Genomic DNA, 16,005 nt, shown 5'->3' with positions numbered 1-16,005 from the left:
AGAAATCCTTATGAACTCTGCAAGAGTCTCTTTTTTTATTTTCTTATTGATAGGCTTTTCAGTCTTGTGGAGTGAAGAGGCCATGAGTCAAGATGTGCAAGATAACCTGATAGGTGAGGTTACATTAGATCAAATAATAGAGAACAGTAGGATCTTTAAAGTGTATGTTGACAGATATGAACCGGATCCAAGGGATATTGAGTATTTAAGCAGTCTGAATGGAGATTATTCCATAGTTGTGTTTTTTGGAAGTTGGTGCAGAGAATCAACCAAGTACACTCCGGGATTGGTGAAAACACTGAACCTTGTGAATAATGATCAGATTGAAGTCACATATGTTGGTGTGGATGAACAAAAAAAATTCCCAAATGAATTTTTAAAATTGTTTGATATCAAATATATTCCCACCGTTGTGGTTCTGAAAGACGGTAATGAATATGGAAGAATCGTTGAAAGGCCACAATTACCAATTGAAACTGAGCTTGTTCAGATATTGAAAAGGCTGCAAGAAAATTGAGAAAAATTCAATTTTTCCTTGTACTCTAATTTATAAATGCCTTATCTTTGGAATCTGAATTAAGAATCGGTAGCTCAGTTGGTAGAGCAACGGCCTTTTAAGCCGTGGGTCGAGGGTTCGAGCCCCTCCCGATTCACTTTTTATTTTTGAAGACTTTTTAAGACTCTCTCTTGACCAGCCCCATACGATTGATCTCGGATGGGGTTTTTTATTACTAGCTTATCGAAGGTCAGTTTGTATGTTATTATTGTTTTCTACAAAAGAATATAAGGTTCAAAACAGCAAATTGTACTTAATAGGCAAATTAACGTATTTTGGTCTCAGCGAATAATCTACAGGCTTATTTATGAACCTACAATTTTTTAATCCGCTCAGGTGGAAAAAGTCTTTTCTGGTAATTTTACTTACCACATTTGTAGTGGCATGGTTCACTTTCATAGATACCTACAGCTTGAAAACACGTTGGGATCTTTATTCTCAAAAAGAAGAATTAAAAGAAAGAACAGAGGATCTTAACGACAGGTCCGAGGAACTCAAAGTCAAGATCGAAAGATTGAATGAGGATCCTGCTTTGCTCGAGAAGATAGCTCGTGAAGAATATGGGATGCGAAGATCTGGTGAAACGGTCTACAAAGTTAAACGAGAGAAATAGAGCTTCTGTTTGGTTCGTGATACCCTGCCTGTTATCTTCACCAAAACAAATTTCGATTCTAAAATTATACTAAATGAAAGCTATTGGTGTAGATCTCGGCGGAACCAATATCAAAGCAGCTGTCGTTGATAAAGAAAATGGAATTATTGACCAGGTTACAACTCCCACTCAGGCTAATCTTGGAAAAGATCATTTACTTGACAGAATAGCAGATACTGTCAAAGACCTCATAAAAAAGAATGAGATCATCGGAATGGGTATGGGAATGCCTGGTATGGTTTCTAAGGATCAGACCACAATCAATAACCCGCCTAATCTGCCAGGATGGGGTTCGGTTAATGCTGCACAGGAAATGGAAAACAGATTGGGTATCCCCTGCAAGATCGAGAACGATGCAAATATTGCGGCGCTAGGTTCCCTCCATTTTGGTGTTGGTAATAAATACGACAGTTTTATCATGATCACCCTTGGAACCGGGGTCGGTGGTGGGATCATATATGAACGCAAACTCTTTAAGGGAACTATGGGTATGGCCGGTGAACTTGGTCATGTGATCATAGATTACCATGGCCCACTTTCAAACAGTGTTACAAGAGGAACCGTAGAAGCCTACCTGGGACAGCGCTTTTTGAGCCGGTATGCATCGGATCTTATTTCACAAAATCCTTCTAACCCGCTTTATAAAAAGTTCTTCAAAGACTTTAGTCAGCTTGAACCCGTTGACCTTACCAATGCAGCAAGGGAAGGCAATGAGCTAGCCATAGAAATTCTCGCTAAAAGCGGTCAGCGACTGGGATATGCGATCATTAACTACGTGCATATGATGGATATCAGAAAGTTTGTTGTAAGCGGAGGCGTGTCTAAAGCCGGTGATTTTCTATTTGAACCTGCAAAGGATATCGTAAACAAGCATATGATGGAGCCGTTCAGAGAAGGGTTTGAGCTCACTTACGAAGATCTTGGCAATGACAGTGCCTTACTTGGAGCAGCAGGATTAGCTTTTGATTCTTTCTCTTAATCATAATTGTATATGACCTTAGCCATCAACACATATACGGGCAAGGGCTTAGTTATTTTTTGTCTTTTTGTGTTGATGGAACTTCCGGTTTTAGCCCAACAAACCGATTCTGTAGCTGTCAGGCCGGATACCACTCTTCAGCGAAATAAAAACGGTCCTCCGGGTCAAACTGAAATAAGTAATGTTCCTGACGATGCCGTTAGATTTCAGTCAAGTGACTCGTTGGTAATTAATTTCAAAGGTGGAAAGAAGGCGTTTCTATTTGGTTCAGCCAGTGTGAAGCATTCGGCAGGTGAACTTAAGGCAGGTGAGATCAATATGGATATTGATAACACCACCGTTGAAGCAACCACCTTAACCCCTGAGGATACCCTGTCGAGGCCGGTCCTGATCCGGGAATCGGATGAGATCAAAAGTACACGAATTTTGTTTAACTATAAAACACAGAAAGGGAAGTTTGAAGCTGCACAAGTGAAGGTTTCAGAAGGTCATCTGATTGGTTCAAAAATAAAGAATGTAAATGAGAGTGAAGTTTTTATTGAGGATGGGATCTACTCTACCTGTCCCCCCGAATACATGTACTATTATCTGAAAGCCAAAAAAATGAAGCTCGTGGATGAAGACGAACTTTTCTTCAGTAATGCTCAACTGTATATTCTGGATATTCCGTACCCAATTATCTTTCCATTTGGTTATGTACCCACAGATATTGAGAAACAGCGGTCAGGACTCCTAACTCCAACCTATGCTTTTCAGGATCAGAACAACCGGGGACTTGGCCTGCAGAACGTTGGATGGTTTCAGTATTTTAATGATTATCTGACCGGGCAGGTTGACGGGGATATTTACACCTCCGGTTCTTTTTATTTAAATGGTTTGATGCAGTATAGAAATACTGATCTGTACAATGGCTCAATAAGACTGGGATATTCCAATGACCGCGGTATGGAGCCAACAGACCCTGATTTTTCGGAAACCATACAGCGATCAGTATCGGTACAGCACAGCCAAACCATATCGCCATATGCAAGTTTATCAGCCAACGTAAATTTAAGAACTGCCGATTTCAACAGGCGGAACTCATACGATATCGATGATCGGGCTGAGGTCAATTCGAATTCAAAAGTTTCCTATAACTACAGGCATCCAGAAAACCTGTATAGTTTCAGTACCAATGCACAGCTTGTTCAAAACTTTACGAATTCCTCAACTCGACTGAGCGGACCCTCAGCCAACTTCAGGCTGAAAAATATATCACCGTTTCAAAGTAGTACAGGAACGGGAAATCAGGATTGGTACGAAACCATAAGTTTAAGTTATAGCAATAACCTCAGGTCACAGTTCAATTTTGATCCGATTGATGCAGACAGCTCTGAGATCTCATTCTTTGAAGCATTAACGGATAAGGATAAGTACGAAGTTGCAACAGGTAACGACCGGTATATTCAGGCAGGCTTACAACATCAGGCCGGACTACAAATTGGACAGATCATACCAAGCCAGTTCCTTAACATCTCAACCGGAATAAATTATACTGAAAACTGGTATCCATCCACAGTTCGAAAGACATTTAATGCCGATTCCAATCGTGTTGAAACCAATAAGAAATACGGATTCGCTGCTTCAAGAGAATTCAGTACAAACCTCAGTTTTGGAACGACCTTTTATGGAATATCAAATATGAGGCTGGGAAGTTTTCGGGGATTAAGACATACAGTACGGCCAAGTTTAAGCTTTAGCTACAGACCTGATTTCAGTGCGGAACGATGGGGGTATTATAAAACGGTTCAGACCGATTCACTTGGCAATACACAACAATATTCCATCTTTGAAGATGCAATTTTTGGTGGTCCCGGGAGGGGAGAATCGAGGTCATTGAACTTCTCGATGCGAAATGTATTTGAGACCAAACGGGTAAAACGCGACAGCACAGGGGAAGTAAGTGAAAATAATATCCGATTCATTGACAACCTATCATTGAATACATCATACAATTTTGCTGCCGACAGTTTGAATTTAAGCGATCTTAGGACCCGAATAAGCTCCAGTGCTATTGATGGTTTGAATTTAAGTGCTACAGCTAACTTCTCATTTTATCAGTTTGATTCAACCGGCAGAGAGTTCGACCGTTTTTTTATAGAGGATAGTAAAAAATTAGCCCAGCTCCGCTCTTTTTCAGTAAATGCGAGTACTTCGTTCAGAGGCGGTGACGGAGTTCAGGTTTACACACCGGAGTACCGACGCAGATATGATCCCTTCGATCAATCCACCTTCCATCCCATAGATACAAGGTTTGGTTATGAGCCGGTTCCGCCTTTGAGTTCACCATGGAGCGTTTCTCTGAACTTCAGTTATAGCTGGACGTATCGTTTTAATGATGAACCGACCAAGAGAGCCACACTGCGTGCATCCAGCATTTCGTTTAATTTAACCCCGAAATGGCGCTTCAATACAGATGTGGGATATGATTTTGTTGGTAAAGAATTTACTCCGTCTCAGTTTGCGCTGAGCAGAGATCTTGAGTGCTGGAATCTGTCGTTTCAGATCAATCCGTTTGGAGAGTTTAAATATTATTTCTTCAGGTTGAGCGTAAACAGCTCCCAAATACAGAGTTTATTCCAGAAGCTGCCAGTCCTTAAAAATCTGGAAAGAAGCTCAAGTCCTTCCGGTGCAAGAGGCCGTAGATATGGTGGTTTTTAGAGGGAGTCGCGGCCTACGCTCGAAAGGTATTTGACCACATATTTACCAATGATATCAAATTCAAGATTCACCTTGTCGCCGATCTTCTTGCCTTTCAGATTCGTGTAATCCCATGTATAAGGGATGATGGCAACCACAAAGGTATTGCCGGAATCTCGGGCTACGGTCAGGCTTATCCCTTCCAAAGTAATGCTTCCCCGTCCCACGATCATATTTTCAAATTCTGATGGGTATTCTATCGTTAAAAGCCAGCCGGTCTCTTCCTTTTCGATCTTGGTGATAGTTCCGGTGGTATCTACATGCCCTTGCACCATGTGTCCCTCAATCCCTTGATCAAGAGTCATAGATCGTTCCAGATTTATAGGGTCTCCGTCTTTTAATGATCCGAGAGAGGTTTTGCGCAAGGTTTCCTCAACGCTTTGAACTGTAAAGGTATTTTCATCAAATGCCACAACCGTGTGGCACGCACCATTGATGGCAATGCTTTCGTCCTCATGGCAGGTGTCTGCAAAAGAGCAAGAGATCTTCATTTCCTGCCCGCCGCCATTCAAAGATTTAATATTTTCAATTTTTCCGACTTCTTCTATAATTCCTGTAAACATAGTATTCGATTAAATATATCCGGTTAATAACATATCGTCACCCACTTTGCTCCAGGTGACGTCTTTAAGGTCAACAATATCTCTCATTTTATTGATCCCGATTCCGATAAGGGACCGGGTTCCGGCTCCCAATAACTTAGGGGCAATAAACAGTTCGATCTTATCTACTAAGCCTTCTCGTAATAATGCTGATGAGAGTTGCTGCCCTCCCTCTACTAAAATAGAAGTAATTCCTTTCTCACCCAACATTTTGAATGCCTGCCGCAGATCGGCATGTCCCTCAACTTTGGAAACTTGAAGGATGTGGCCCCGAAAATAATTTTGCTTCATCAGTTTTAGCATGGGATCTGCATCTGTAGCTGAGGCCTCCTTATTCCAGGTGATTATAATGGTCTTTTCTTCAAATTTATCAGAAAAAAGATTCAGTTCTTTTGGTAACTCATAAGGTCCGTCGATCACAATGCGCTTAGGTTGCCGGCCGGAAACATGCCTGACGGTAAGGCTTGGATTATCAGTGATGGCAGTGGTTCGTCCCACCATGACCCCATCATATTCTGAACGCCATTTATGGACCATTTTTCTGGATTGTTTTCCTGTTATCCATTGGGATTCACCATCAGCTGCTGCCAGATAACCATCAACAGTTTGAGCTATTTTTAAAGTAATAAATGGTCTGCCAAATGTCTGATGATGGATGAAAAATTCATTGAGCTTTTCAGCTTTATCGTTCAGAACTCCCACCTCAACCTCAATACCTTTATTCCTGAGATGAAGAATACCCTTTCCATTAACATTTGGGTTAGGGTCTCGCATACCTACAACAACTCGTTGAATGGGTAAATTACCTAACATGGTTGCACAAGGCGGCGTTTTGCCGTGGTGTGAGCAGGGCTCTAAAGTAACATAGACGGTAGCTCCCTTCAGATCTTTCCGGTCTTTAACAGAATTAACGGCATTTACCTCGGCATGTGCCTCTCCGAATTTTCTGTGATACCCTTCACCGATCTTTGTTCCATCGGCTGAAATGATAACGCATCCAACCAATGGGTTTGGGGCGACCATGCCCTTGCCTTTTTTGGCAAGCTCAAGGGCTTCAGCCATCCATTTTTTATCGTCTGTATGCTGATTAGTTTGGGACATGTTGGAATGTACGGTATTTTAGACTCTAGACTCTAGACTCTAGGCTATAAGGCAAACAAAAAAGGGTGAGAAGAAACTTCTCACCCCAAATTCTTAATAAAACTTCTGAAGAATTATCGTAGCAAGCGGTCTCTGTTATCTACGATTTTAGCACTCTCTCGCAATTCTTCCAACCAAATAGAGTTGAATTCCTCAAATTTTCGTTGCTCAAGTCTCTGACGGATCTCATTTCTTGTTTGTGGAGTTAAGTTTGCCAGGTCAGCTTCTTCTTTGTTTACAACTTCAACGATGAATGCAGCACTGTTCCCAACTATTACATCGGATGTTTGGCCTTCATTAAGACTGAGTACGGCTCCAATTACCATTGGTTCACGCCCTGCACCTTGAATGACCGTTGCGTTGGCTCTCAGGTTATTTTGTGATTGTATTTCCTGATCAGTTTGCTCAGCTATAGCTTCAAGTGTTTGATACTGGTTAAGCAATCCCTGAACTCGTTCTTCTGTTAATTCCTTACGTCTGTCAATATTAACAAGATTTTCAACCTGAGTTCTGACTTCCTCGAATGGGCGGTAGCCTTCAGGGGTCACTTCAAGAACTTCAAGCACTACGAAATCTGAATTCAGTTCCAAAACATCAGAAATATCACCTTCATCAGATCTGTCAAGGAAATTCATGATCTGCTGACTGGTTCCCAAGCCTGAAATAAAGTCATTGCCTTTAGTAGCAAAAGCCTCTTTGATCTCCAGATCTCTTGATTGGGCTTCTTCCTCAAAATCAGTTTCTTCTGAGGCAAAAAACTCAAAATCGGCTGCTCTTTCGTTAGCATCGTCAATAGTAGCCGGCAGAGCCTGAATGTTATAACTCATGATCTGAAATTTGACCTCATTTCCACGCTCAGCTTCTTTTTTAAGGATCGCAGCCTGGTTTGCAGTTAAGATCACATCAGACACTTCACCTACGTTAAGATCTAACACAGCCTGATATTCATCCCGGATATCGTCTTCACTGACAAAAGAAGAGTTGTAGTCAGTGGAAGAACCCTGTCGGGATAGGAAAAGTGAATCGTTTTCAGATTCAGCAAAGGGGGTTTTTAGTTCTCTTAAATCTTCAATGATCTGAGCAGTATCTTCTGCGGTTGGGAGCTTGCTGAAAGTCACATAACGAAAACGATAGCTCTCTTCTCTTGAAAACCGTTCTTTGTTGTTATTGTAATAACTTCGGAGCTCAGAGTCTGAGATGTTCAGTTCTTGTTCTGCTACTTCACTGAATGGAAAACGCAGGTAGTTAACCTCTGCTATGGTATTGTTGCGGATGTATTCGTCTTCAACTTCCTGATCAGTTACCTGCAAGCCGGCTGCAATAAAGTTTTGCAGCTTTTGTTGTCTGCGCTGGTTGCGAAGCTGAACTTCAAGAGCAACTGCTTGTTGAGAATATTCGCTGGAAGAAAGTACTTGCTGTATCGCTGCACGATCGATGGTGCCATCTTCACGGGTGAAATTCTGACGAATGATAGGTGCAGGGTTATCCCCATATACCATATCCAAAATTTCCTGATCAGTAACAGTTATACCAAGCTCTTCCATTTTTTGGTCGAGCAAACGGGAATTTACAAGTTCATCCCAGGCCTGATTTTCATAGAAAGCCCGCATTTCCGGAGTCATAGAATTCCCGGTCTGTTGGCTGTAAGCATTAGAATAGTACTGAATTCTACTCTGATATTCTTCGTTTGTGATCTTTTCACCATTTACACTGCCAAGCGAGTTTGGGCCGGCTTGGAGTGCATCAAAAAAGTTTACATCGGCCAAGACCCAGAGTAAACCAAAAGATCCGATCAGCACCCACAGGATAATTCCGGTGCTGTTTCTCATTTTTTCCATTACACCCATAAAAGGTTACCTCTAAAAAAACATTTATAAATTTGCGATTTGGTTACCACAAAGGCCATTGCGGTACCTTTGGTAGTAAGCTTGGAAATATAAGCCAATACCGCAGGAATTGAAAGCTAATTCAAATAAAACGGTGGTTAAAATACCTCGATCAGCCTCATGTGTTTGAGATACTTACCGGGATCTTCGTTAATATTTTTGATAAGCTGGTTAAGATTAACAGATAGACTATCAATGTTATTGTATAGCGACGGGTCGTTGGCAAGTTTTCCGAGTGTACCCGTTCCGTTGTTTATCTTAGTTAAAACCTCATCCAGTGTTGTATTGGTTTTATTCAACCCTTTACTCAAAGTATCCAGTTCTTTACTGGTGCTTTCGAGATTAGTGATAAGGGAAGTAAGTTTTTCCTTGTTCTCAGAGCTCAATTCGTTAACATTTCCCAGCGTTTCTTTAGCATGGATGATCATTTCATCAAGGTCACTTTGCCGTTGAGAAATGACCTGATCAAGAGAGGAAGTGGTAGATCTGAGATTACCGAGTATTCCTGAAATATTTTGCCGATTGGTATCGTTCAGCGTTTCATTCAATCCGCCTATGAGTTCTTCGACGCCCTGAATAGAAGCGGAAATATCATTGCTTAGCTTTTCTCCTTCTGCAGCAAAACTGTCCATAATGCCCTGTTCGTACACGCCATCAATGGTTTCTCCGTCCTGGACCATCTGTTGGGAATCTGATTTCTGTATTTCAATATATTTCCCACCAAGTACCCCACTGGATTTAAGTACGGCAATGGATCCTATAGGTATCTGGTATTTCTCTTCGATGCTAAGTGTCACCAAAGTTGAATCAGATATCAAAAGGTCCATATTTTTGACAGACCCAATTTTGAACCCTTTTATGTTAACAGGGTTGCCGGGAATTAATCCATGTACCTGACTGAATTTTGTATATATGGTATTTGATGTTTTAAATACGGGCTGATCTTTCATGATGCTATAGCCAATAAAGCCTACAATAATAGCAACTATAGTAGTCAGTCCGATCTTTAATTCGTTGGAAACTTTTGCCAAGGTTATGGTCTCCTATGCAGTTTGTTTGTTGATTTGATACTCGCTTGCGGTAATGAAATCTATAAGATTTTTATTGTCGCTGTGTTGCATGTCTTCCGTTTTGCCAAACCAGCTTAGCTTTTGATCATCTAAAAAAGCCACCTTTTCGGAAATGGATAAAACGCTGTGCATATCATGGGTGATCACAATGGAGGTAATATCAAGAGAGTCAGCAAGATCTACAATTAATTCGTTTATCTCACTGGAAGTTCTGGGATCCAGCCCTGAGGTTGGTTCATCATATAATAAATAATTCGGTTTCAGTATAATGGCACGTGCCAAGCCGACTCGTTTTCTCATTCCACCGGAAAGCTCTGCGGTAGATTTGTCGCCGGAGCCCTTCAGGTTTACCATTTCCAATGCTTCGTTGACGTTTTGTGTGATCTCTTCTTCCGTTTGATCGGAAAAATATCTAAGAGGAAAGGCTACATTTTCAAAAGTACTGATGGAGTCAAAAAGAGCTCCGCCCTGAAACAGAATTCCAAAGCGTTGCCTTATTTTACGCAATTCTGTGTAGCTGAGGTCAAAAACTGATTTGCCGTCTATCAGGATTTGCCCTTCATCCGGATAAAGAAGTGCGTTCAGGTGTTTCATAAGCACCGATTTCCCACAACCCGACCGTCCGATAATAGCGGTAGTTTCACCATCCTGGATGGTAAAACTTACGTCTTTCCATACCAAAAGGTCGCCAAAGCTTTTTGTTAGGTTTTTAATTTCGATCATGATCTATAACAATAGGGCTGCTAAAATAAAATCGGCCAAGAGTACAAAGATACAACTTAAAACGGTTGCACGCGTAGTGGCGTTACCAACACCTTCGGCTCCACCAAATGCATAATAGCCCTTGTAACAGGCAATTGAGGTGATCACAAATCCAAAGACAAATGATTTGATGAGTCCAAAAATAATATCTGATTCAAAGAAAAAAGCCCGGCCTCCCTCCATAAATTCTGCAGCAGGCAAAATACCATCAACTGCACCGGCTGTGATCCCTCCTATAATTCCAAAAACAGCAGCAGTTGTATATAAGATCGGAAACATCAATATACCGGCAGTTATACGTGGGACCACCAAAAAGGAGACGGAATTGAATCCCATGGCTTCAAGGGCGTCTATTTGCTCACTCACCCTCATTGTGCCAAGCTCAGTTGACATTCGTGCACCAACCTTGCCGGCAAGCACCAGGGCACTGATAACAGCTGCAAGTTCAATGATAAGGGATTGAACTACGATGGAACCTATTATTGTACTTGGATAAAGATCTGTATCAAGTTGGTAGGCCGTTTGCAGAGTCATAACCGCACCTGTGAAGATGCCAACTAAAAATATGATAGGTATAGACTCATATCCCACCTTCACAAATTCCTGGAAAAGGTTCTTTCGGTATGTGCTGAACTCGGTGGATGACCTCAGGGCTTGATATAAAAGCTTACAATACCTGCCAAACTCTCTTAAGCCTGCTGCTAAACGTAATTCTCTAAATGCGGATATCATTTCTTAATCAATAATCTTGACGTATTGCCGAAGCATTTGATTATATTACAAAACATTTTTGCCAATTGTGATTTTAAATAATTAAAAAGTGCGAGTTTTGACAGCCTTACTGGTGATTTTTCTGGCCATTGGAAATACGTCAGCTCAGTCTAATTCATCAAGTTTTTATAGATTTTAGAGATTGCACTAACTGCACGTGTTTCAGCGCTAGAGGGCGGGCACTTAGCATACCGGTACGGCGATTTCTCGCTTATGCATCTGAAGCCCGCTTATGTGGGGCGTTAGATAAAGGAATGGCTGTTTCAGGAAGCTATATCAATTTTTTAGGTGAAACCAGCATATGTTTTACAAGACTCAAAATTGGTGAAAAAGATTGCGGATCAATATCATTTGGTGTAGGAATCAATATTGGCGACCTTTCCTTTGATATCAGCCGAAACTCTTACAGCGATCTTGGCGGGTTAACAAGATTGAGTTTGAAAACTAAATTGCGATGAGTTCATTAAAAAAACTTCAAAATTACTCCATTGAAAATGCAGCTACCATACGAATTGTGTTAGCTACAGTTTTCTTGGGAATCGTTTTTTTTCTTGGATCTGTTGGATACCATGTGATAGAAGGGCTTTCCTTTTTTGATGGCTTTTACATGACTTTTATCACCATCACAACCATTGGTTTTAGAGAAGTTAGTAATTTAAGCGTAGAAGGAAGAATACTTACCATTGTAGTGTTTGTATTGGGCATTGGGGTAATCTCCTATATTGCTTCACAAACAACGCAATTGATATTTGAAAGTGAATTATTTTTTGAAAGAATGATGAATAAAAGGATCAAGAAGATGAAAGATCACTATATAATTTGTGGCTATGGAAGAATTGGGCACAGAATTGCACAGGATTTGAAAAAAGCTGACTTGCCGGTTGTGATCGTTGAGAACCGAGAATCCAGTATTGATCGCATTAAAAAAGACCAATTGGAATATGTGGAAGGAAACGCTCAAGATGAGGAGTCTTTATTAAGTGCCGGGATACAAGAAGCAAAGGCTCTTATTTGTTCTCTTTCGAGCGATCAGGATAATGTCTTTACCACCTTGGTAGCAAGAGAATTAAAGCCTGATATATTTATTTTAGTACGTACCAACGAGAATAAGAACCGAAGAAAAATTTTAAAGGCTGGTGCTAACAAAGTTATCTCTCCATATGAAATTGGGGCAGACCGCATGGCGAATGTCATTCTAAGACCAAATGTGGATAAGTTCCTCGAAAAAATGACAAGCGGAGATCATCAGGATCATACGTTTGAGGAAGTTCAGATCAGTGACAAGTCGGATGTGGTTGGTAAGTCACTAATGGATATCCATGTGCGAAATAAATTCTCAGTATTGATCATCGCAATAATACCCGGTAACGGGAGTATAGATTTCAATCCCGGTGGCGATACAGTGCTGAATGAAGGAGATTCTTTGATCGTACTTGGGGATCAGGATAAAATTGACGTTTTCAGAACAACCGTTTGTCAGGATGAGAGATCACTGTCAGAACGGGCAGAAGAAATTTAAAATTAATTGAATAGAAGAAACTAATGATAAGATATTTAACAGCGGGAGAATCTCACGGACCTGAACTTACAGGTATTGTGGAAGGAGTGCCCGCGGGTTTATCCATTACTGAAGATGAGATCGCTACCCATTTGGTTCGCAGGCAGCAGGGATATGGACGTGGCGGCAGAATGGCCTTTGAAAAAGATTTTGCGACCATTACATCAGGCTTGAGGTTTGGTAAAACAATGGGAGGCCCGATTGCTATGACCATGCCGAATCGGGCATTCGAAAAGGATGATGCCGGTTGGCCTGTCGTGATGAATAAAGCAGTTGAAGCCAATGATATAGAAAAGATCACTCTGCCAAGGCCCGGTCATGCAGATCTGGTTGGAGCCCAGAAATTCAATTTTGATGATATTCGTCCGGTCATTGAGCGTTCCAGCGCAAGAGAAACGGCAATGAGAGTGGCCTGTTGTTCCATAGCCAGGCAGTTTTTGAAGAACTTTGGCATCGAAATTGGCGGGCACGTGCTTCGGGTCGGTTCTGTCGGATATGATAGCTGGGAAACAGTTCGCAGTAAGGTTGATCCTTTGATGGCGAACGGTGCTGAGTCCATTTATAAAACAGCAGATGAATCTGATGTCCGCTGTCTGGATGAAGAGCTCTCGGCGCAGATGAGAGAAGAGATCAAAGTTCGCAGAAAAGAAGGCTCTTCCCTTGGCGGTATCTACGAGATCGTGGTAACAGGTTTGCCGGCCGGTTTGGGCAGTTATGTGCATTGGGATAAAAAACTAGACGGGCAACTGGCCCAGGCTATACTTGGAACACAGGCAATGAAGGGCGTGGAATTTGGCCTGGGTTTTGAATCAGGTTCCCGGCCGGGGCACGAAGTGCATGACGAAATCACCTTTGAAGAAAGTGAAAGTCGATTTTCGAGAAAGACAAATCGCATGGGTGGCTTTGAAGGAGGTATGACAACCGGCATGCCAATTATTATGAGAGGTGTAATGAAGCCGATCCCAACTATGCTGAATCCGCTTGGAACAGTAGATATGCATTCTAAAAAAGCTACAGAGACCCGTTATGAACGGTCTGATGTATGTGCGTTGCCCAGGGCAGTTGTGGTTGTAGAAAGTGTGATAGCACCTGTTTTGGCTAATGCTTTTATGGAGAAGTTCGGCAGCGATTCTATTTCTGAGATCGAAAAGAATTTTGAAGCTAACAAAACATGAGCGCCCGAATTCAAACATTGGCGAAAGCTGTAAAGGAAAACCCGGATGATTCCTTCTATAAATTTACATTAGCATTGGAAATGCTGAAGATAGGCGAATCGAGCAAGGCGAGAGTCTTATTTCAAAATATTGTTGACAACGACCCTGAATATGTGGGTGTTTACTATCATTTAGGTAAATTATATGTTGACCTTCAGGATAATGAAAAGGCCTTGAAAACGTATACTAAAGGAATTGAAATTGCAGATCAACAAAATGACGAACATTCCAAAGCGGAACTTAAGTCAGCAAAGTTCGATCTTGAATTGGAATTGGATTAAGAGGCTATGACTTTTAAGTGTTTTAAAATTTATTCTACCGTATTTCTAACCATACTTATGCTCTTTTCGGCAGGCAACGTAATGGCACAGGAAAAAGCCACCTATGAAGTTAAATCAGGAGATACTATGTATGGAATCTCAAAATCGCTGAATGTGACTATTTCCGAGCTACAACAATGGAATGATCTTTCCAATAACGAAATTGAAGTTGGGCAGACATTGGTCTATTACATTCGTGAAGAGGATTCGGAAGGAAATACTGATCAAGATTCTGAATCATTGATCAATCAGCCCTCTGTGTCTGAAAATGTATTTTACACGGTTAAAAGTGGGGATACTTTGTATGGTATCGCACGAGAGCATAATATGACCATAAGTCAGCTAAGAGAGCTGAATAATATTACAGGAGATAATATTCGGGTTGGTCAAACTTTAGCTGTTAAAAAGAAAAATGAAGCACCGCCTTCAGTAGCAGAATTCTCAGAGGAATCCACGCCACAGGGCGTGTTCTCAATATACAGCATCAGGAGCGGGGATACGGTGAATGCCATTAACCGGCGCTTTAAAATGACTGAGGAAGAGTTCCTGCATTTGAATCCCGACGTTGATCCAAACCGCCTGGTGGCCGGACAGGAAGTTACAATTCTGCTGCCCCCGTCCAGAAATTACGATAACCCGTATCTTCAAAAAGCGGATCTACAAGATCTGGGTGAAGTATCTGTTGCTAAATATGATTCTTCAAGACGTCAGGAAACTACCACCAACGGTGAGCTATATGACCCAAATGGCTTGACTGCAGCCCATTCCAATATGGCACTTGGTAGCATTATATTCGTTGAAAACAGCAAAACAGGGCACGGTATCTATGTAAGGGTTAATGACCGTATCACAGGATCAGGACTGAAGTTATCTGAAAAAGCTTTTACAACACTTCAGTTGAATGAAGTGAATGAGCCTGCTGTAAAAATATATACTGAAGTAAATGACTAATCAGGTTAAGCAATATTTTGAGAATACCAATAACCTGCTATACAGTTTTCTGGTTAGTCTGCCGTTGTTCTTTTTGTATGAAATTTTGATCCTGATCTCTCAACCATCCGGTGAGGCCATCGTTCGGATCAGTGTGGATGTCTGGATAAAATCATTATTTACTTCCCTTGGGGTTAGCGCAATATCATTTTCACTTTTGATAATTGCAATTGTTGGGTTATTCATACTCTACAAAGAGAAGGAACGACTCAAAACCCTGAAGTTTGTCTATTTTCCAATGCTTCTTCTGGAAGCAACCTTCTATGCAATTGTGGTGGCTTTCATAAGTCAGTCCCTTGTTTCATTTATGTTAAATATGGTTGCCAGTGATCCTATAACCACACTTACAACCACACAAAAGCTAGCTTTGTCACTTGGTGCGGGTTTATATGAAGAGCTGTTTTTTAGGGTGATACTGGTTACGGTTTTTATACTTATCTTCACTAAAGTATTTGGTAAAAAATGGGCTGCTATCACTGCGGCAGTCGTACTTTCTGCGCTATTATTCTCTGCGGTACATTATATAGGTTCTATGGGAGATGCTTTTACCATGGGGTCGTTTTTATATCGCTTTTTATTTGGATTAATTCTAAATGGGATTTATGTTTGGAGAGGGTTCGGAGTAGCTGCGTGGACACATGCAATTTATGATATAATGGTAATTGCATTTCTGTCATAAAAGAATTTACTAATGGGCCAATCAATACAATCTATTTAATATTAAACTAATGTATGGGTAATATTCGTCTACAAAATTCTTAGCGCA

The 16,005-nt window shown here is 41.2% G+C and carries 16 protein-coding genes and 1 tRNA gene; 11 read left to right on the top strand and 6 right to left on the bottom strand.

The annotated features are described in order from the left end of the window. Positions 1–10: 10 nt before the first annotated feature. The 5 genes from ACKGJO_RS11555 (at position 11) to ACKGJO_RS11535 (ending at position 4,887) form a co-directional block, all read left to right on the top strand. Positions 11–517, top strand: coding sequence for a thioredoxin family protein (locus ACKGJO_RS11555; RefSeq protein ID WP_411323593.1), 507 nt, complete (start codon positions 11–13; stop codon positions 515–517). A gap of 63 nt (positions 518–580) precedes the next feature. Further along, positions 581–653, top strand: a tRNA-Lys gene (locus ACKGJO_RS11550). A 210-nt stretch (positions 654–863) separates the two neighbouring features. Further along, positions 864–1,169: an FtsB family cell division protein gene (locus tag ACKGJO_RS11545; RefSeq protein WP_411323592.1), complete on the top strand. Its 306-nt coding sequence runs from the start codon at positions 864–866 to the stop codon at positions 1,167–1,169. A gap of 73 nt (positions 1,170–1,242) precedes the next feature. Beyond that, positions 1,243–2,187, top strand: coding sequence for an ROK family protein (locus tag ACKGJO_RS11540; RefSeq protein WP_411323591.1), 945 nt, complete (start codon positions 1,243–1,245; stop codon positions 2,185–2,187). 12 nt (positions 2,188–2,199) lie between these two features. Further along, the gene (locus ACKGJO_RS11535; protein WP_411323590.1) at positions 2,200–4,887 is read left to right on the top strand and encodes a putative LPS assembly protein LptD; all 2,688 of its coding nucleotides are present in this window, start codon (positions 2,200–2,202) and stop codon (positions 4,885–4,887) included. Here ACKGJO_RS11535 and ACKGJO_RS11530 read toward each other — a convergent pair. The 6 genes from ACKGJO_RS11530 to ACKGJO_RS11505 all read right to left on the bottom strand — a co-directional run bounded on the left by ACKGJO_RS11530 (position 4,884) and on the right by ACKGJO_RS11505 (position 11,118). Continuing rightward, positions 4,884–5,489 (bottom strand): riboflavin synthase, encoded by a 606-nt coding sequence (locus tag ACKGJO_RS11530; protein ID WP_411323589.1) that lies wholly within the window; start codon positions 5,487–5,489, stop codon positions 4,884–4,886. The genes ACKGJO_RS11535 and ACKGJO_RS11530 overlap by 4 nt on opposite strands. 9 nt (positions 5,490–5,498) lie before the next feature. Beyond that, positions 5,499–6,629, bottom strand: a complete 1,131-nt coding sequence (gene ribD / locus ACKGJO_RS11525; protein ID WP_411323588.1) for a bifunctional diaminohydroxyphosphoribosylaminopyrimidine deaminase/5-amino-6-(5-phosphoribosylamino)uracil reductase RibD — start codon at positions 6,627–6,629, stop codon at positions 5,499–5,501. Between the two features lie 113 nt (positions 6,630–6,742). Continuing rightward, positions 6,743–8,497 carry a SurA N-terminal domain-containing protein gene (locus tag ACKGJO_RS11520; RefSeq protein WP_411323587.1) on the bottom strand — a complete coding sequence of 585 codons (1,755 nt, stop codon included), beginning with the start codon at positions 8,495–8,497 and terminating at the stop codon, positions 6,743–6,745. A gap of 155 nt (positions 8,498–8,652) precedes the next feature. Next, positions 8,653–9,585: an MlaD family protein gene (locus ACKGJO_RS11515; protein WP_411323586.1), complete on the bottom strand. Its 933-nt coding sequence runs from the start codon at positions 9,583–9,585 to the stop codon at positions 8,653–8,655. A gap of 12 nt (positions 9,586–9,597) precedes the next feature. Further along, positions 9,598–10,347 carry an ABC transporter ATP-binding protein gene (locus ACKGJO_RS11510; protein ID WP_411323585.1) on the bottom strand — a complete coding sequence of 250 codons (750 nt, stop codon included), beginning with the start codon at positions 10,345–10,347 and terminating at the stop codon, positions 9,598–9,600. A gap of 3 nt (positions 10,348–10,350) precedes the next feature. Next, positions 10,351–11,118, bottom strand: a complete 768-nt coding sequence (locus tag ACKGJO_RS11505) for an MlaE family ABC transporter permease (protein WP_411323584.1) — start codon at positions 11,116–11,118, stop codon at positions 10,351–10,353. Between the two features lie 293 nt (positions 11,119–11,411). Here ACKGJO_RS11505 and ACKGJO_RS11500 point away from each other — a divergent pair, with 293 nt between their 5' ends. The 6 genes from ACKGJO_RS11500 to ACKGJO_RS11475 are packed head-to-tail and all read left to right on the top strand — an operon-like array spanning position 11,412 to position 15,918. Then, positions 11,412–11,615: a hypothetical protein gene (locus ACKGJO_RS11500; RefSeq protein ID WP_411323583.1), complete on the top strand. Its 204-nt coding sequence runs from the start codon at positions 11,412–11,414 to the stop codon at positions 11,613–11,615. Then, on the top strand, positions 11,612–12,676 hold the full coding sequence (locus ACKGJO_RS11495) for a potassium channel family protein (protein ID WP_411323582.1): 1,065 nt from the start codon (positions 11,612–11,614) through the stop codon (positions 12,674–12,676). Before ACKGJO_RS11500 ends, ACKGJO_RS11495 begins: the two co-directional genes overlap by 4 nt. Positions 12,677–12,702: 26 nt before the next feature. Continuing rightward, the gene (aroC, locus tag ACKGJO_RS11490) at positions 12,703–13,890 is read left to right on the top strand and encodes a chorismate synthase (protein ID WP_411324086.1); all 1,188 of its coding nucleotides are present in this window, start codon (positions 12,703–12,705) and stop codon (positions 13,888–13,890) included. Beyond that, positions 13,887–14,210, top strand: coding sequence for a tetratricopeptide repeat protein (locus tag ACKGJO_RS11485; protein ID WP_411323581.1), 324 nt, complete (start codon positions 13,887–13,889; stop codon positions 14,208–14,210). Before aroC ends, ACKGJO_RS11485 begins: the two co-directional genes overlap by 4 nt. Before the next feature lie 57 nt (positions 14,211–14,267). Beyond that, complete coding sequence (locus ACKGJO_RS11480; protein ID WP_411323580.1) at positions 14,268–15,200, top strand: LysM peptidoglycan-binding domain-containing protein; 933 nt, start codon at positions 14,268–14,270, stop codon at positions 15,198–15,200. Beyond that, positions 15,193–15,918, top strand: a complete 726-nt coding sequence (locus ACKGJO_RS11475) for a CPBP family intramembrane glutamic endopeptidase (RefSeq protein WP_411323579.1) — start codon at positions 15,193–15,195, stop codon at positions 15,916–15,918. Before ACKGJO_RS11480 ends, ACKGJO_RS11475 begins: the two co-directional genes overlap by 8 nt. Positions 15,919–16,005: the final 87 nt, after the last annotated feature.

Source organism: Gracilimonas qinghaiensis, assembly GCF_046602855.1.
GTDB lineage: Bacteria > Bacteroidota > Rhodothermia > Balneolales > Balneolaceae > Gracilimonas.
This window is presented reverse-complemented; position numbering and strand designations above follow the sequence as displayed.